Here is a 17,033-nt window from a genome sequence, read left to right as displayed (position 1 = left end):
CATGGAAGTCACGACCGCTATCCCGGCAGCCGCGCCGGCGAGTCAGCAAGGCCGCCGCCGCGGCGGCCTGCGCAGCCTGCTCGGTCGCGATACGCTGCCGCCGCTTGCCTTGTGGCTATTTACGGCGCTCTTGATCGGCGCGCACCAGGGCACCGTTCTTACGCTGGCGTTTCCCGTGCTCGCGATCGCCGTGGGTTTTTGGCTCTACTTCGTGAACCCGGTGCGCTATATCGGCTTCATGTGGTGGCTGTGGTTCCTGAGCCCGGAAGTGCGGCGCCTCGCCGACTACGGCAAGGGCGGATTCACGCCTACCAGCCTCATTCAGGTCGCGCCGCTCGCCGTCACGATGATCAGCGGCATTTCGCTGCTGCGCTACTACCCGATTCTCGGGCAGCGGCGCGGTCTGCCGCTCCTGCTCGCGCTGCTCGGCATTGGCTATGGGTTCGTGGTGGGCGTGGTGGGGAGCGGCCCGGCCGCGGCAGTCTATGACCTTGCCAACTGGATTTATCCGTTCCTGATCGGCTTTCACATCATGGTGCTCACGCGCCAGTATCCCGAGTGCAGCAAGACCATCATCAACACCTTCATCTACGGCATGCTCGTGATGGGCGCGTATGGTCTCGTGCAGTTCTTCATCATGCCGCCGTGGGATGCGATGTGGATGATCGGCTCGGACATGAACTCGCAGGGCGACCCCGTGCCGCTCGGCGTGCGTGTGTTCAGCACGATGAACTCGTCGGGCCCGTTCGCGTTCGCGATGATGGGCGCGATGGTGTTCGTGATGGCCGCGAAGCATCGCGTGCGCTGGGTCGCGGCGGCGTTCGGGTTCTTCTCGTTCGCGCTCTCGCTGGTGCGCTCCACCTGGGGCGGCTGGGCGATCGCCATGGTGATCCAGCTGATGAAGTCGAGCAACAAGGTGCGCATTCGCATCATCATCAGCGCGTTCGTGCTTGCGGGCGTGTGCGTGCCGCTGCTCACGTTCGGTCCCGTGGCGGACCGCATGCAGCAACGTCTGAATACGCTCGTGAACCTGAAGGACGACCAGAGCTACGAGGCGCGTAACCAGTTCTATGCCGACTTCGCGAAAAAGGCCTTCACCGACGTGACGGGCGAGGGCCTCGGCGCCACCGGCGCATCGACCAAGCTCTCCAGCAATAACGGCCAGCTCGGCCAATACGGCAGCTTCGACAGCGGCGTGATGAACATTCCGTTCGTGCTGGGCTGGCCCGGCACGCTGCTCTACATGTCGGGCGTGCTGTGGCTGCTCGTGCGCGCGGTGCGCGTGTCGTTTCGGTTTCCCGAGGACCGCTACGTGTGCGCGTGCCTGAGCCTCGCGATATCGATCTTCGCCATGCTCGTATTCACCAACTCGCTCGTGGGCACCGGCGGCCTGCTGCTCTTTTCGAGCGTGTTTTCCATTCTCAGCGCGGGGCATTGGGCGAAGCTTCAACGCCAGGCCCTTTCCACGGAGGTCTCCGATTGAGAGTCGCAATCGTCACGCATGTCGTGCGCCACAATGACGGCCAGGGCCGCGTCAATCATGAAATCGCGCGCGCCGCGCTCGACGAGGGGTTCGAGGTGACGCTGGTCGCCTCGCATGTCGCGCCCGAGCTGCTTGCCCACCCCAGGGTGAAATGGGTGAGCGTGCAACCGTCGCGTGCGTGGCCCACCAACCTGCTGCGCCAGCAGGTATTCGCGCTGAAGAGCGCGCTGTGGCTGCGCCGCAACCGGCGCGAATACGACGTGCTCCATGTGAACGGCTTCATCACCTGGGCGCACGCCGACGTCAACACCGCGCATTTCGTGCACGGCGGCTGGGCGCGCAGCAAGTATTACCCGTTCGGTCTCACGCGCGGCGTGTGGTCCGCTTACCAGTTCGTCTACACGCGCGCCAATGCGGTGCTGGAGCGTTGGGCGTACCGGCGCTCGCGCGTGATCGCGGCAGTTTCGCGCAAGGTCGCCGACGAAATTCGCGCCTCGGGCGGCAACCCTGTGGAGCGACTCGACGTGATCTACAACGGCGTGGACACGCGCGGCTTCTCGGCCGCGAGCGCGGACCGCGCGAAGTTCTCGCTGCCCGCCGACGCGTTCCTGCTGCTCTTCGTGGGCGATCTGCGCACGCCGCGCAAGAACCTCGGCACGGTGCTGCATGCCATGAAGCAGATGCCCGAAAACGTGCATCTGGCCGTGGCGGGCTACCTGCCTGGCAGCCCGTATCCCGAGCTCGCACGCGAGCTGGGCATCGAGTCGCGGGTCCATTTTCTCGGCCTCGTGCGCGAGATGCCCACGCTCATGCGCTCCGTCGATACCTACGTATTTCCTTCGCGTTACGAAGCAATGAGTCTGTCGCTGCTCGAAGCGATGGCGGCGGGCTTGCCTGTCGTCACAGCGCGCACGGCGGGCGGCGCGGAAATCATCACGCCCGATTGCGGCATCGTGCTCGAAGACCCCGACGACGTGCCGGCGCTCGCCAACGCCGTGCAAACGCTCGCCACCGACACGCCGCGCCGCCTCGCGATGGGCGAGGCGGCGGCTGAACTTGCCACGCAGTTCGGTTGGGCGCGCATGGCCGCGCAGTACATCGCGCTCTACCGGCAACTGGCCGGCGACGCGAGCGAGGCCGTGCGCCGCGAAGAGCCCGCATTCGCCGCTGCGACGCTGCCGGGCGGGCAATCGCTCCAGCGCGCAGAAACCCCCTGATAACCGCATACGTGCAGAATAAGGACACGCGATGACCACACAATCCATTCAATCGCTGCAGATCGGCATGCACTGGTTTCCCGAGCGCGCAGGCGGTCTGGACCGCATGTACTACTCGCTCGTCGGCGCGTTGCCCGGTGCGGGCGTGCGCGTGCGCGGCGTCGTGGCCGGCTCGCCCAAGGTGGCCCAGGACAGCGGCGGCGCGATTCATGGCTTCGGCTCCGCTTCGCGCTCGCTGCCATTTCGCCTCATGGACGCGCGCCGCGCGCTGCGCAGCGAGATTCGCCGCCACCGTCCTGACGTGATTTCCTCGCACTTCGCGCTTTACACCTTCCCTGGGCTCGACGTCACGCGCGGCATTCCGCAGGTTTCGCACTTCCAGGGACCGTGGGCCGACGAAAGTTTCGTGGAAGGCGCGGCCACGCTGAGCCAGCGCATCAAGCACTCGCTGGAGCAGTCGGTGTATGAGCGCGCCTCGCGGCTCATCGTGCTTTCGAAGGCGTTTGGCGACATTCTCACGCGCCGCTACGGTATTTCTCCCGAGCGCGTGCGCATCGTGCCGGGTTGCGTGGACACGGCGCATTTCGACCCGGCCTGTACGACGGCGGAAGCGCGTCTGAAGCTGCAATTGCCGCAAGGCCGCCCGATCATCCTGGCCGTGCGCCGCCTCGTGCGCCGCATGGGCCTGGAAGATCTGATCGACGCGATCAAGATGGTGAAGCAACGCCACCCGGACGTGCTCCTGCTGATCGCGGGGCGAGGCCGTCTGGAATCCGAACTTCAGCAGCGTGTCGACGAAGCAGGGCTTGCCGACAACGTGAAGCTGCTCGGTTTCGTGCCCGACGCGCACCTGCCTTCGCTCTATCGCGCCGCTACGCTGAGCGTGGTGCCGACGGTTGCGCTGGAGGGCTTCGGCCTGATTACGGTGGAGTCGCTTTCCGCAGGTACATCGGTTCTGGTGACGCCAGTGGGCGGTCTGCCGGAGGCGGTGGCGGGTCTGTCACAGGATCTCGTGCTGCCGAGCACGGGCGCGAACGCAATCGCCGATGGCATCGACGGCGCGCTCTCGGGCCGCATCAAGCTCCCGGACGAAGAGGCGTGCAAGGCCTATGCGCGCGAGCACTTCGACAACGCTGTGATCGCGAAGCGCGTGGCCGGTGTCTACGCGGAAGCCATTGCCGCCCACTGACGCGAGCAGATCGGCCAAACGAAAACCGCCGCTCGGGAGAGCGGCGGTTTATTTGTAGAAGGGAAGCGAGCGGCTAGCTATTGCGTTTCGAGCACGCGTTCGCGGGCTTCTTGGTACATCCAGCGCAACGTTTCTTCGAGGTGTTTGCGCGAGCTGTCACCGACGATGGAACGCAGCTTCGCGTTCGAGCCGATCAGCTGACGCACTTCGTTGGCGCGTACGAAACGCGGATCGACGTGCACCTCGATCTCGTATCCAGCGATGCGCGCGAGCATGCCGAGCAGCGCGCCAAGGGTCTGGCCACTGCCCGAGCAGACGTTGACGGTGGCGCCGCGCGGCGCGACTTCGACGAGCCGCGCATAGGCGTTCACCACGTCGCGCACATCGGAGAAGTCGCGGGCCACGTGGAGGTTGCCGAGCGAAATCTGCTTTTCGTGGCGTGCGTAGTGGTCGACGATCTTCGGGATCAGGAAGTCTTGTGATTGGCCCACGCCCGTGTAGTTGAACGGGCGCGCGATGATGATCGGCAACTTCGCCTGAAAGCGCCTCGCGACGTATTCCATCGCGAGCTTGCTGACCGCGTAGTCGTTGGCGGGCTGGGGCTCGGCATGCTCGTCGATCACGCCGTTCGTGGTGTTGCCGTAGACATTCGCGCTGCTGGCGAGCAGCACGGCGCGCGGCACGCGCTTCTGGTGTGCGAGCGCCTCGAGCAGGTTGCGGGTGCCGACGACGTTCACGACGTAGGTGCGCGCAACGTCGCTGTCGGCCACGTGGGCCACTGCGGCGAGATGCACGACCACGTCGGGCTGCACGGACTCTAGCGCATGGGCAATCGCGGCGCGGTCGAGCAAGTCGGCTTCGATTGCGGTGGCGCCGAACGGGAAGGCTTCAACGACCAGCGACTCGCCGGAGCGCACGGTGCCCCAGACACGGTAGCCGTCCGCCGCGAGGCGGGCGGCCATATAGCGGCCCGTAAAGCCGCCAATGCCCGTGATGAGCGCGCGCGGACGGCTAGCGGGATCAGAATGTGTCATGGCGTTCGTTGCGCGCAAGGTCGGCCGTGACCATCATCTGGCAGAGCTGCTCGAGCGAAGTCTGCGGTTTCCAGCCGAGTTTTTCCTGCGCCTTGGTCGCGTCGCCAATGAGCAGGTCGACTTCAGCGGGGCGGTAGTAGCGCGGGCTCACGCGCACGAGCGTGCGGCCCGTGGCGACGCAGATGCCGGTTTCGCGCTCGCCCTTGCCCGACCATTCGAGCTGGAAGCCGGCGGCGGCGAAGGCCATCTTCACGAAGTCGCGCACGGTTTCGGTGCGGCCCGTGGCGAGCACGTAGGTGTCGGGTTCGTCCGCCTGCAGCATGCGCCACATGCCTTCGACGTATTCGGAGGCGTAGCCCCAATCGCGCTTGGCGTCGAGGTTGCCGAGTTCGAGCATGTTCAGCTTGCCGAGCTTGATCTTCGCGACGCTGTCGGTGATCTTGCGGGTGACGAACTCGCGTCCGCGCAGCGGCGACTCGTGGTTGAAGAGAATGCCGCTCGTCGCGAAGATGTCGTAGGACTCGCGGTAGTTGATGGTGGACCAGTGTGCGAACAGCTTGGCCACGCCATAGGGGCTGCGCGGATAGAACGGCGTCTCCTCGCATTGCGGAATCGCCTGGACCTTGCCGAACATTTCAGAGGTCGATGCCTGATAGAAGCGCGTTTTCGGATTCACGACGCGAATCGCTTCGAGCATGTTCAGCACACCGATGCCGGTGACTTCGGCGGTCGTGGCGGGCTGGTCGAACGACACGCCCACGAAGCTCTGGGCGGCGAGGTTGTAGACCTCCTGCGCCCGGGCGCGTTCGACGAGGCGCAGGGTCGAGCCCGCGTCCGTGAGGTCGTGTTCGACGAGTTCGAGCGACGGATGGTCGAGGATCCCCAGCTCGTTCATGCGCCAGAAGTTGACGGAGCTGGTGCGGCGATAAGTGCCGGTGACGTTGTAGCCCTTGTCGAGCAGAAGGCGCGTGAGGTAGGCGCCGTCCTGGCCGGAAACACCGGTGATGATCGCTTTGCGACGTTCGTTCATGTGATGTGCCTTTGAAGTGTCGAACGGGATTCAGGAATTACGATTGCGGGCTCGACTGGCTCACACGCGCGGTGAGTTCGACCGGCTCGACCGCTGAGCGGCGGCGCGGGCCGCGCGTGAGGCGGCGCTCGAAGAGAAACCAGCTCGCGCTTGCATAAGCGAGCGTGAGGACGAGCGCAATCGCGGCGCTCTTGATGCGGCCGTAATGGAGCGGCCACACGGCATAAAGAATCGTGAGGTGAATGAGGTAGATCGTGTAGCTGATCGTGCCGATATACACGAGCACCGGGTTGGACAGCAGGCGCCGCACGATGCCTTTGGACTGCAGTGCGAACACGACGATGGAGGTGCAGAGCACGAGCGAAACGCTATAGAGCAGGGCGTTGGAGAGCGGCGTGTTCATGCCTCGAAAGCGCGGGTAGTGCAGGTGCAGCCAGGCCAGCACGCCGAGCGCCGCGAAAAAAAGCACGGCGGCGGGCCACTTGAAGGGCTCGAGCGCATTGCGGTCGCGGCGCACGAGCACGGCGAGCAGCGCGCCGGCGGCCAGCAGGTCCATGCGGAACGGCGTGAGGTAGTAAATCGGCCAGTACGAGTCGAACCACGGCGTCGCAACCGCGCGCAGCACGGGCACGAGAAAGATGAGCGCGGCGGCCACCACGGCCATGAGCCGTTGCGGCAGGAGCAGCACGACGAAGGGCCACACGATGTAGAACTGCTCTTCTACGGCAAGCGACCAGAGGATATTGAGGCTGTCGTGCCCGCTCTGGCCGAGTGCATCGCCGATATTGGTGGCGAAGAATGCATACCACGGCCAGTAGTGCGCCCAGCCGAAGCCAAACAGCAGCGACGAAACGATGAGCAGCAGCACGTAAGGCGGCAGGATGCGGCGCACCCGGCGCGCATAGAAGTAGCTGAAATACGATTGCCCACGCGCTTTGCGCTCGAGCAGGATGCCGGTGATGAGAAAGCCGCTCAGCACGAAGAACAGGTCGACGCCCATCCACAGCGGCGCGTGCAGCGCGTGCTGCGCGAACACGGCGAGCACGGCGAAAGCACGCAGGCCGTCCAGCTGGACGATGCGGTGGGAATGGTCGGCGGGGCCTTGTTGATTGACTAGGCGGCTAACGGTCATCGGTTCTCCGGTGGGTTCATGCATGCGCGATTGCTTCGCGATTCATTCTAGAAAGAATTAAATGTTCAAAAAGCCGAAATATATTGATTCTGGATTTTTGAATGTAAATGCCGGAATTTGCGCGATATGAAATGCGCATGCCGCCTGGAGATCGGACTGGATCCCGCCCAACACGTCACCACATGGGCTTTCGGGCGTTGTATCGGCTCTTGAGAATTTATTTCTGGAACACTCAGAAATGGGTCATAAAGACTGAATTTTTTTGAATTATTTTCCCTTTTTTGGGGGCGATTTTTCACGCGGTTTGTACGGCATGATCCTGGCAGATTGCCGTCACCAGACCGGAGGAATTGCCTTGCCGTTATCGAATCCCGATCGCCGCTTGCGCAGGACGTTGGCACTGGCCGCGATGTGCACGTTTATCTGCACGTCGTCGGTTCAGACCATCGCCGCGCCGCAACTCAATGTGACGACCTCGTGGATCGGCAACACCTTCGGTAACGGCCAGGGCACGTGGATGCAAATCAACGTCACGGCCATCGCCGTCACGCCCGAAGGCAAGGTGTTCACCAACGCGCCGTGGGACGAGAGCGGCGCCGAGATCAGCGCGTACCAGGACGGCAAGCCGCTCGGCTTTGCCGGCGGCACGCATGGCTGGGGCGGCGCAGGCGGTAACGCCGTGGCCGTGAATCATCGCTATCTGTATGCAGCGGTTGGCGTGGGCAACGAAAAGGGTCATCTCGTCGGCAGCGGTATCTGGCCCGCGAAGGGCAGCCAGTGGTACGGCATCACGCGCCGGCCGCTCGACGAGCCCAAGCGCGCCGCCGCGTTTCAGTCGTCGCCCGATCCGCTCAATCCGCATGCGCAGCTTTCTGCGTCGTTCCTGAAGATCAACGAGGTGCCCACGGGCACGCATGCCGATATTGGCGGACTCGCGGCGACGGATTCGACGCTCTATGTGAGCAACACGCCGATGAACCGCATCGAGGTGTACGACGCGAACTCGATGCAGCGCAAGGCGCAATGGGACGTGCAGGCGCCGGGCCGTATCGCGCTCGCGGCCGATGGGTCGGTGTGGGTACTGACGGGCACTGAAGCGGCTAAAGGCGGCGCTCGCCCGCGCGTCGAGCATTACTCGGCAGATGGCAAACGCCTCGACGACACGCTCGCGCTGCCCGACGATGCGGTGCCGGTGGATCTCGCGTTCGATCCGCAGCAACGTCTGCTGATCGCCGATAACGGGCCGCGTCAGCAGATCCTCATTTTTACGCGCAACGGCCGGGCGTGGACGCCGAGCGCCATGCTCGGCGAGAGCGGCGGCATCTACTCGGGCGTAGCGGGTCGGCCGGGGCCGGGCCGCTTCAACGGCCTTACGGGTGTCGGCAGCGATGCGCGCGGAAACATCTATGTCTCGACCAATGGTGTCGGGCCGCAGCACGACGACAGCATCGGCGCGGGTCTCGGTGCGACGCTGGAGGCCTATACGCCGGCCGGCAAGCGCCTGTGGAACCTGGAAGGCCTGCTGTTCGTGGATGGCGCGTGGGTGGACCCGCAGCGTCCCAATAGCGTCTATACGGGCAACAAGCGCTTCGAACTCGATTTGTCGAAGCCGCCGGGGCAGGACTGGAAATATGTCGGATTCCTGTCCAATCGTTTCCGCTATCCCGACGACCCGGTCTTTCACACCGACCAGTGGCCAGGCCTGCCTACCGCGCGCGCGTTGAACGGACACACGTTCCTGTTCCTCACCGACATGTACGCGGACCACCTGAAGATCTATCGCTTCGACGCGCAGCGCGACGGCGAGACAGCGATTCCCTCCGGCTTCATCGCGGGACGCGGCCGCGGGGTCCAGAACGTGCCGAACGCGCCGCCCGGCGGCGACTGGATCTGGCGCGATGCGAACGGCAACGGTGCGTTCGACGCCGGCGAATTCACGCGCAATCCGGGCCGCGACCATCTGGCAGGCGGCTGGGGCTGGTGGATCGATACGCGCGGCGACATCTGGCGCGCGCGCGACGACAAGGGCATCTGGCGCTTCCGCTTTGGCGGGCTCGACGCGAAGGGCAACCCGATCTACTCGTACGACAAGCTCGACAAGTACGCGATTCCCGCGCCGTTCACCGAGGTGCATCGCGCGATTTACGAACCGCAAACCGACACGCTCTACGTGACGGGCTATACGGCCGATGCGCCGCACGATCCCGGTTTCTGGAAGGAAGCGGGGCGCGTGCTGGTGCGCTACGACAAGTGGTCGAGCGGCCACCCGGAGCAGCACTACATGCTGCGCCTGCCGTGGGACCCGAAGGCGAAGCCGCCTGTCACGCCCGCGGGGCTCACGGTGGAAGGCCAGTACGTGTTCGTGGTCGAGCCCGCGGGCAACGTCCACGTGTACGACAAGGACAGCGCGAAAGAGATCGGCACCTTCGGCCCCGGCGCGGAAGTGGGCAACACCTCGGGTTGGGTCGACGTGCCGTTCGGGATCACCGCGCATCGCGAAGCGAACGGCGAATACCTCGTGTTCGTCGAGGAAGACGCGCGCGGCAAGGTGCTCATGTACCGCTGGAAACCGGCCTGACCCGCTACGGGCCACGCAACTGGATACCTAATGGATAAAGGAATACTGCGCAACGTCGCAATCAATCTGTTCGGTCTCGTGCTGCCGACCTTCGTGTCGCTCGTCACGGTGCCTTCGTATATCCGCCTGCTCGGCGTGGAGCGCTACGGCGTGATCGCGCTCGTCTGGACCCTGATCGGCTACTTCAGCGTGCTCGATCTCGGCATGAGCATGGCCGCGCAGAACCAGATCTCGAAAGCCTATGCGTCGAAAGACGCCAACGCCTGCGAGCGCGTGTTCTGGAGCGCCTTCTGGCTGAACTTCACGACCGGCGCGATCGGCGGCCTGCTGATCTATTCCGGCGGCGCGCTCTATACCGCGTATTTCACGCACGTCACGCCCGAATTGCGGCACGAAGTCTATCTCGCGCTGCCCTGGCTCGCCGTGGCGATTCCGGTGGCGAACGTCTCGTGGGTGTTCGCGGGCGCAATCAACGGCGCGGAGCGCTTCGGCATCTACAACACGAATCAGACGCTCGGCACGTTCCTGTTCCAGCTGCTTCCGCTCGCCGCCGCCTGGGCATACGAACCGAATTTGCAGACCGTGCTGGCCGCCGCCGTGTTCGCGCGTCTCGCGGCCGCCATCCTGCTTGGCCGCTCGGCGCTGCGCGTGCTCGGTATCCGCAAGGTGCGCGGGCCGCGCCTCGATACCTCGAAGGCGCTCTTCAATTTCGGCGGCTGGATGCTGGTCGCGAGCATCACGACGATGGTCGCGGATTCGCTCGACCGCATGATGCTGGGCGCGGGCCTCGGTGCGCGCTTCGTCACGTACTACACCGTGCCGCAGAACCTCGTCACGCGCCTGAACATGGTGCCCAATGCGCTCGTGCGCACGCTGTTTCCGCGCCTCTCCGCGCTGGGCCGCGAGCATGCGGATGAAATCGCCTCGCAGTCGCTGCAGTTTCTCAATGCCGTGTTCACGCCGATCGCCATCGGCGCGATCGTGGTGCTGCAGCCCTTCCTGCATGCGTGGGTCGGGCCCGTGATCGCCGGGCATGGTGCGCCGGTTGGACGCGTGCTGATCATCGCCGTTTGGCTCGTCGGGCAGGCAGGCGTCACGCGCATTCTCATCCAGTCGCAAAACAATCCGGCTGTCGCGGCGCGCGTCGGGCTCGTGGAGCTGCCGCTCTTTGCAGGTCTGCTGTGGCTCGGTATTTCGCGCTTCGGCTTGCCGGGCGCGGCCGCCGCCGTGCTGTTTCGCGCACTGTTCGACTACGTTGTGCTGCTGTGGCTTTCGCGCATTCATAGCCGCGCGATCATCGTCGATATGTTTGCACACCTGAGTTTTCTCGCCGCTGCGCTCGCTTTTGCGTGGTGGCTGCCGGACGCGCTGTACGCAATCGGCGCCGGTGTCGTGCTCGCGCTCGCCAACGTGGTGTGGTCTGTTGCGACCACGCCCATGCTGCGCGGCTACGCCCGTTCCCTCCTCTTTCGACTGAATTCACGGAAAAGCGCATGAGTCACGAACTGATCGACGAAGCGGCGCCGTCCGAAAGCGCCGCCGCGCCCATTCAACGGCGCGACGCCACCAAACCGCGACGCCCCGAAACGGGCGCCGTCATGCCGCTGCGGCCACTGCGGCCAGCCCTCGCCGCGGGCCGTGCGCCGCGCGTGGCCATCGTGCACGACTGGCTCGTGACCTACGCGGGCGCGGAGCGCGTGCTCGAGCAGATCCTTGCCTGCTTTCCGGATGCGGACCTGTTCTCGGTCGTCGACTTCGTCGATTCGAAGGACCGCACGTTCCTGCGCGGCAAGCGCGCCACGACCTCGTTCATCCAGAAGCTGCCGGGCGCGCGCAAGCGTTATCGCGCGTACCTGCCGTTCATGCCGCTCGCGATCGAGCAGCTCGACGTGTCGGGTTACGACGTGGTGATTTCGAGCAGCCACGCGGTGGCCAAGGGCGTGCTCACGGGACCGGATCAGTTCCATATCAGCTATGTGCATTCGCCGATCCGCTATGCGTGGGACCTCCAGCATCAGTACCTGCAGGAGTCGAGCCTCACGCGCGGGCCGAAGTCGATGCTCGCGCGCCTGATCCTGCACTACATCCGCAACTGGGACGTACGCACGGCGAATTCGGTGGACCAGTTCGTCGCCAACTCGGAGTTCATCGCGCGGCGCATTCAGAAGGTGTATCAGCGCCAGGCCGAGGTGGTCTATCCGCCCGTGGATGTCGACGCGTTCGAGCTGGAAACCACGAAAGAAGACTTCTATGTGACCGCCTCGCGGCTCGTGCCGTACAAGAAGATCGACCTGATCGTCGAAGCGTTCGCACGCATGCCCGAGCGGCGCCTCGTGGTGATCGGCGACGGCCCCGACATGCACAAGGTTCGCGCGAAGGCGACGCCCAACGTCGAAGTGCTGGGCTATCAGCCGTTCGCCGTACTGCACGACCGCATGCGGCGCGCCAAGGCCTTCGTGTTCGCAGCGGAAGAAGACTTCGGCATTTCCGTGGTCGAGGCGCAGGCTTGCGGCACGCCCGTGATTGCATTCGGCAAGGGCGGCGCGCTCGAAACGGTGCGCGACACCGGTTCGCGCCCCACGGGCTTGTTCTTCGAAGAGCAAAACGCGGACGCGATCATCGCGGCCGTCGATTCGTTCGAAAGCGATCCTGGCCGATTCCGCGCCGAAGATTGCCGCGCGAACGCCGAGCGCTTTTCTTCGCGGCATTTCCGCGAGCAATTTTTCGCGCGCGTGGCGAAGGCTGTGCCGGCGATTTCGCAGGCGGGCTCGGCACACGGCGCGGCACCGTTCGAGATCGATGCGGACGCGCCGCGCGTGCTCGCCATCGACCAGAGCGGCGTGCTGGGCGGCGCCGAGCTATCGTTGCTGGAAGTGGTGAAGGGTTTGCGCTCGCGTATCGACGTGCTGCTTTTCAACGACGGTCCCTTCAGGGAGGCGCTCGACAAAGCGGGCGCGCGCGTGGAGGTGCTCGATTCGGGCGCGTTGAGCAACGTGCGCCGTGATGGCGGCGCGGCACCGCGTCTGGGCGTGCTTGCGGGCATCGCCGCGCTGGTGCGCGAGACGCGCCGCCGCGCGCGCAAAGCCGACGTGCTTTACGCCAACACGCAACGTGCGATGGTGATCGGCGTGCTCGCGGGCAAGCTCGCGCGCAAGCCGGTGGTCTGGCATTTGCGTGACATCGTGAGCGACGAGCATTTCGGCCGCGTGCAGCGTGCCGTGATCAAGGGCTGCGCGAAGCTGGGACTCGCGCATGTGATCGCGAATTCGCATGCTTCGGCGAAGGTGTTCGCGCAGCTCACGCGCTTCGACACGAAGCGCATCGACGTGGTGCACAACGGCGTGGATGAATCGCCGTTCCGCGCGCTCGCGCGTGTGCCGCAGGCGCAATTGCGCGCGCAGATCGGGTTGCCCGGGGACGCGTTCCTCGTGGGTGCGTTCAGCCGTCTTGCGCGCTGGAAAGGCCAGCATGTGCTGCTCGAAGCGTTGCTCGACGAGCCGCGTGCACATGCGGTGTTTGTGGGTGCGCCGCTGTTCGGTGAGGATGCGTACGCCGCGGAGTTGCGTGCGTTTGTCGAGGCGAACGGTTTGCAGGAGCGCGTGCATTTTCTCGGCTTCCGGCATGACATTGCTGCTTGCATGCGCGCCGTTGATGTGGTCGCGCATACGTCTATTACGGCTGAGCCGTTTGGGCGTGTGGTGGTCGAGGGGATGCTGGCGCAGCGGCCGGTGGTCGCCTCGCGTGATGGCGGTGTGACTGAGATCGTCGAGCATGGCAAGAGCGGGCTGCTCTGTACGCCAGGTGATGCGAAGGAGCTGGCTGCGACCATCGCCAGGCTGCACGACGATGCTTCGCTGCGCGAGGCGCTCGCTGCGCAAGGGCTTGCTACTGCGCGGGAGCGGTTTGGGAAGCAGCAGTATGTCGATGCTGTCGAGCGTGTGTTGGATGGGGTTGTTGCTCGGGGTAGGTAAGTGGTTGCTTTTTTAGGCCTTTTGTCGCGGCTCTTCGCCGCTTTGGCCTTTCCTTGTATTCGCGTCGGTCTGCCTGGGTTGCCCCTGTGCGGGGCGGCACCTACTTTCTTTGCGGCGGCAAAGAAAGTAGGCAAAGAAAGCCGCTCAAACCGCTAGCGCCTGCCACAGTTCACATCGCACCACTAATGGTGAATGGCTCCGGAGCGTCTGTCGCCTCGCGCCTTCAAAGTTAGTGACAAGGCGCTCATACCTCCGGCGGCGCTGCGCGCGCCGTGGGGCATAACCCAACACCGTTGGGACGCGTGCATTATCGCGAAGCCTGAAATGCCTCTTGGTTTCCCATGCAGACCCGACCGCCGCGCGCGTAGCGAGCAGCGGGATGAATGACCGCCTTGTCACTAACTTGGGTGGTGCGAGGTGACAGACGCTCCGGAGCCACTACCGATGACGGCGAGTGGTGCAAGGGGACAGGCATTAGCGGGTTGAGCGGCTTTCTTTGCCTACTTTCTTTGCCGCGCCAAAGAAAGTAGGTGCCGCCCCGCACAGGGGCAACCCAGGCAGACCGACGCGAATACAAGGAAAGGCCAAGGCGGAGCGAAGATCAAACGGTAACGCGCTTCCTAAGCCGCGCAGCAGCATTAAGCGCTGGTCTTTCGAAGAGCCGACAGAACACCCAGGCAACAGGAATCACGGCGAGCGTGAACCCAAACGACGGCCAGATCGACGTTTGCAGCTCCGAGCGGAACAACAGCGAGCCGAGCAACACGAAGAGCGGCAAATGGATGAGGTAAAGCGAGTAGCTGAAATCGCCGAGTTTGGAGAGCAGCGAGTGCAGCAAGCCGGGGGACGCAGGCGCAGGCCGCGCAAGGGCCTTGACGAGATAGCAGGCAAACGCACAAGCCCAGAGCTGAAACGCCCCAAACTGCCCGAAGTGAAAGGCCACACAACCGGCCACACCGAAAAGCGCCGCAGCAGGATAGGCAAACCGAAACCCCGACGACCCGCGCAGACGCACTTCGGCGATCCACGCGCCGAGCATCCACGAGAACCAGTACGACGTGAAGACGATGATGTCGTGCCGCTCGAGCGTCAACCCGGATACCACATTGACGAGGGCCACGGCGGCGAGCACGACACTCAGGCCGAAACGGCGGCGCGCAGCGAAGAGCAGCGGGTACAGCAGGTAGAACTGCACTTCGAGCGAGAGGGTCCAGAGCGCGCCGTTCGATCCATACGTCTTACCGGCCACGCCTTGCAGCGAGAACAGGTTCACGAAGAAGTCGCGCGCCCCGATCTCGTTGATCTTGTGGCTCACAGGAAGCAGCGAGAGGCTGATCGAATCCACAGCCAGCGTGAGCAGCAATGCGGCGAGCAGCACCGGATAGATGCGCACGAAACGGCGCAGCCAGAACTGCCGCGCGTCGAGCCGGAAATTGGGGTTCGCATTCAGGCGCGCCGCGCCGCTGCGGTGAATGCAATAGCCGCTGATGACGAAAAAAATCGGCACGCCCGCCGATCCCCACGCAATCGGGAACGTCAGCCACGCGGCAAGGGTACCGGGGCTCGCGAGGCTGGCGTGCAACTGGTGGAACGCGCCCATGCCGATCCAGGTGACCTGGCGGCAATGGAAATAGGCCACCAGCAGGGCCGCAAAGCCGCGCAGGGCTTCGATCAGATGCTCGCCGGCAAGCTCGCGGGCCGCGGCCACGGGCCGCGCTGCAGTGGCAGCAGCGGTGGGCAGGGCGGAGGCAGGCGGCATGGCAGTTTGGAGTACGGGATCGCTCATCGGTGTCAGCCGGTCCTTGGGGAGAGTACCCGGCGATCTTAGGGGCGCGCGCGCGAGGGAAGTAAGCAAAATATTTACAAAATGTATTCGCGCGGAAAATAGAAATGGAGAAATAAATGGATTGAAAAACAAAGCGGTTTATTTATCGAATTTGGAATGCTAGTTTGAGTGTGATCGACTATGGTCGCTGGAGAATCCGATGAACCTGCACTTGCTGGCCGGCGTGGCCGTGCTGTTGATACTCGTGGGGGTGTCCGCGTATCGCGAGGCTTTGCGCAATGAGCCTATCCGGCGCGCACGCACGCGCTCCGGCGCCTTGCCGCCCGCCGACGAAGCGGAGTAGACTGCGCCCGAACGAGACGCGTCATTGACACAAGACGGAGCAGGAAATTCATGCCGGCCAGTCTGGAATTATTCGGCATGAATGGAAATAATTGCCGGTGTTATGCTGGAAGCGCACAATCCGAATTTATTGGCCTTTTTTTTATTCATTAAAAGGCGGTAAACAATCTTGTTCAATACAAGAATCTGCCACGGCAGAACCTCGGGGAAGTCGGCTTGCCTCGCAGCGAGACCGAGACTCAAACGAACGATCTGGGAATGGACATCATGCTGAAAGTAACCAAAGCGGTATTTCCTGTTGCAGGCCTTGGGACGCGCTTCTTGCCCGCCACCAAGGCGAGCCCGAAGGAAATGCTGCCGATCGTCGACAAGCCGCTCATTCAGTACGCGGTGGAAGAGGCGATCGCTGCGGGGATTACCGAAATGATCTTCGTGACCGGCCGCAGCAAGCGCGCGATCGAAGACCATTTCGACAAGTCGTACGAGATCGAATGTGAACTCGAAGCCCGCAACAAGCAAAAGCTGCTCGACCTCGTTCGCAGCATCAAGCCAGCCAATGTGGACTGCTTCTACGTGCGCCAGGCCGAGGCGCTCGGTCTGGGCCACGCCGTGCTGTGCGCGGAAAAGCTCGTGGGCGGCTCGCCGTTCGCCGTGATTCTCGCGGACGACTTGCTCTACAGCTCCACGCCGGTGATGAAGCAGCTCGTGAACACCTTCAATCACTATCACAGCTCGGTGGTGGGTGTTGAATCGATCGCGCGTGAAAACAGCGCGTCGTACGGCATCGTGGACGGGCGCGAGTGGGAAGAGGATGTGTTCAAGCTTTCGGGCATCGTCGAAAAGCCGGCGCCGGAAGTCGCTCCGTCGAATCTCGGCGTGGTGGGCCGCTATGTGCTGATGCCCACGATCTTCGAACATCTGCGCGCGCTGAAGCCGGGCGCAGGCGGCGAACTTCAGCTTACCGATGCATTGCAGTCGTTGCTCACCGAAGAACAGGTGCTCGCGTACCGCTATATGGGCACGCGTTTCGACTGCGGCAGCAAGCTCGGTTACCTCAAGGCGACGGTGGAGTTCGCGCTGCGCCATCCGGAGGTCAAGGAGGAGTTCGAAGCGTATCTGCAGGCGCATCTGCCGACGGCGCTGCCCGCAGCGGCATAAAAACTCCACAGCGTCACAACCACGCTACGGGGTGCTTGAAGCGCGCGGGCTCAGCGCCCGCGCGCTTTTTGCACATCTCGCAGTTCCTCCACGGCGATTTCCGTGACCTGGCC

At 64.0% G+C, this 17,033-nt stretch carries 12 protein-coding genes; 8 read left to right on the top strand and 4 right to left on the bottom strand.

Features of this window, described 5'->3' with window-relative positions; all coding sequences use genetic code 11:
* Position 1: 1 nt before the first annotated feature.
* Genes M3I54_RS00600 through M3I54_RS00590 form a run of 3 tightly spaced genes read left to right on the top strand, consistent with a single transcriptional unit; the run spans position 2 to position 3,889 of the window.
* Positions 2–1,483: a glucose-6-phosphate isomerase gene (locus M3I54_RS00600; protein WP_254332172.1), complete on the top strand. Its 1,482-nt coding sequence runs from the start codon at positions 2–4 to the stop codon at positions 1,481–1,483.
* Positions 1,480–2,700: a glycosyltransferase family 4 protein gene (locus M3I54_RS00595; RefSeq protein WP_254332170.1), complete on the top strand. Its 1,221-nt coding sequence runs from the start codon at positions 1,480–1,482 to the stop codon at positions 2,698–2,700. The genes M3I54_RS00600 and M3I54_RS00595 overlap by 4 nt, the downstream gene beginning before the upstream one ends.
* Positions 2,701–2,731: 31 nt before the next feature.
* A complete protein-coding gene (locus tag M3I54_RS00590) occupies positions 2,732–3,889 on the top strand; it encodes a glycosyltransferase family 4 protein (protein WP_254332168.1) in 1,158 nt (385 codons plus the stop codon).
* A 77-nt stretch (positions 3,890–3,966) separates the two neighbouring features.
* Here M3I54_RS00590 and M3I54_RS00585 read toward each other — a convergent pair whose 3' ends face one another.
* From M3I54_RS00585 to M3I54_RS00575, 3 genes are read right to left on the bottom strand one after another with little or no spacing between them, the layout of a single operon-like run.
* Positions 3,967–4,923 (bottom strand): GDP-mannose 4,6-dehydratase, encoded by a 957-nt coding sequence (locus M3I54_RS00585; RefSeq protein ID WP_254332166.1) that lies wholly within the window; start codon positions 4,921–4,923, stop codon positions 3,967–3,969.
* Entirely contained in the window at positions 4,910–5,953 is a 1,044-nt protein-coding gene (gene gmd, locus M3I54_RS00580; protein WP_254332164.1) for a GDP-mannose 4,6-dehydratase, read from the bottom strand. Before gmd ends, M3I54_RS00585 begins: the two co-directional genes overlap by 14 nt.
* Positions 5,954–5,990: 37 nt before the next feature.
* Positions 5,991–7,085, bottom strand: coding sequence for an acyltransferase (locus tag M3I54_RS00575; protein WP_254332162.1), 1,095 nt, complete (start codon positions 7,083–7,085; stop codon positions 5,991–5,993).
* 409 nt (positions 7,086–7,494) lie between these two features.
* Here M3I54_RS00575 and M3I54_RS00570 point away from each other — a divergent pair, with 409 nt between their 5' ends.
* From M3I54_RS00570 to M3I54_RS00560, 3 genes are read left to right on the top strand one after another with little or no spacing between them, the layout of a single operon-like run.
* On the top strand, positions 7,495–9,663 hold the full coding sequence (locus M3I54_RS00570; RefSeq protein ID WP_254332318.1) for a hypothetical protein: 2,169 nt from the start codon (positions 7,495–7,497) through the stop codon (positions 9,661–9,663).
* A 30-nt stretch (positions 9,664–9,693) separates the two neighbouring features.
* Complete coding sequence (locus M3I54_RS00565; protein ID WP_254332160.1) at positions 9,694–11,160, top strand: flippase; 1,467 nt, start codon at positions 9,694–9,696, stop codon at positions 11,158–11,160.
* Positions 11,157–13,634 carry a glycosyltransferase family 4 protein gene (locus M3I54_RS00560; protein ID WP_254332158.1) on the top strand — a complete coding sequence of 826 codons (2,478 nt, stop codon included), beginning with the start codon at positions 11,157–11,159 and terminating at the stop codon, positions 13,632–13,634. The genes M3I54_RS00565 and M3I54_RS00560 overlap by 4 nt, the downstream gene beginning before the upstream one ends.
* A gap of 601 nt (positions 13,635–14,235) precedes the next feature.
* Here the strand turns inward: M3I54_RS00560 and M3I54_RS00555 are convergent.
* Positions 14,236–15,420, bottom strand: a complete 1,185-nt coding sequence (locus M3I54_RS00555) for an acyltransferase (protein ID WP_254332156.1) — start codon at positions 15,418–15,420, stop codon at positions 14,236–14,238.
* A 199-nt stretch (positions 15,421–15,619) separates the two neighbouring features.
* Here M3I54_RS00555 and M3I54_RS00550 point away from each other — a divergent pair, with 199 nt between their 5' ends.
* Positions 15,620–15,763 (top strand): hypothetical protein, encoded by a 144-nt coding sequence (locus M3I54_RS00550; protein WP_199272116.1) that lies wholly within the window; start codon positions 15,620–15,622, stop codon positions 15,761–15,763.
* Positions 15,764–16,029: 266 nt separating this feature from the next.
* Entirely contained in the window at positions 16,030–16,920 is an 891-nt protein-coding gene (galU, locus tag M3I54_RS00545) for a UTP--glucose-1-phosphate uridylyltransferase GalU (RefSeq protein WP_254332154.1), read from the top strand.
* Positions 16,921–17,033: the final 113 nt, after the last annotated feature.

Source organism: Paraburkholderia sp. CNPSo 3274, from assembly GCF_024206475.1.
Classification (GTDB): Bacteria; Pseudomonadota; Gammaproteobacteria; order Burkholderiales; family Burkholderiaceae; genus Paraburkholderia.
Note: the sequence above shows the minus strand (reverse complement) of the source record. Positions and strands in the feature narration are given on the sequence as shown.

What these genes read in the sequence shown, in the direction of transcription:
- M3I54_RS00600 (WP_254332172.1), top strand. Translation starts at nt 2, where the DNA reads ATGGAAGTCACGACCGCTATCCCGGCAGCCGCGCCGGCGAGTCAGCAA.
- M3I54_RS00590 (WP_254332168.1), top strand. Translation starts at nt 2,732, where the DNA reads ATGACCACACAATCCATTCAATCGCTGCAGATCGGCATGCACTGGTTT.
- M3I54_RS00585 (WP_254332166.1), bottom strand. Translation starts at nt 4,923, where the DNA reads ATGACACATTCTGATCCCGCTAGCCGTCCGCGCGCGCTCATCACGGGC.
- gmd (WP_254332164.1), bottom strand. Translation starts at nt 5,953, where the DNA reads ATGAACGAACGTCGCAAAGCGATCATCACCGGTGTTTCCGGCCAGGAC.
- M3I54_RS00575 (WP_254332162.1), bottom strand. Translation starts at nt 7,085, where the DNA reads ATGACCGTTAGCCGCCTAGTCAATCAACAAGGCCCCGCCGACCATTCC.
- M3I54_RS00570 (WP_254332318.1), top strand. Translation starts at nt 7,495, where the DNA reads ATGTGCACGTTTATCTGCACGTCGTCGGTTCAGACCATCGCCGCGCCG.
- M3I54_RS00565 (WP_254332160.1), top strand. Translation starts at nt 9,694, where the DNA reads ATGGATAAAGGAATACTGCGCAACGTCGCAATCAATCTGTTCGGTCTC.
- M3I54_RS00560 (WP_254332158.1), top strand. Translation starts at nt 11,157, where the DNA reads ATGAGTCACGAACTGATCGACGAAGCGGCGCCGTCCGAAAGCGCCGCC.
- M3I54_RS00555 (WP_254332156.1), bottom strand. Translation starts at nt 15,420, where the DNA reads ATGAGCGATCCCGTACTCCAAACTGCCATGCCGCCTGCCTCCGCCCTG.
- M3I54_RS00550 (WP_199272116.1), top strand. Translation starts at nt 15,620, where the DNA reads ATGAACCTGCACTTGCTGGCCGGCGTGGCCGTGCTGTTGATACTCGTG.
- galU (WP_254332154.1), top strand. Translation starts at nt 16,030, where the DNA reads ATGCTGAAAGTAACCAAAGCGGTATTTCCTGTTGCAGGCCTTGGGACG.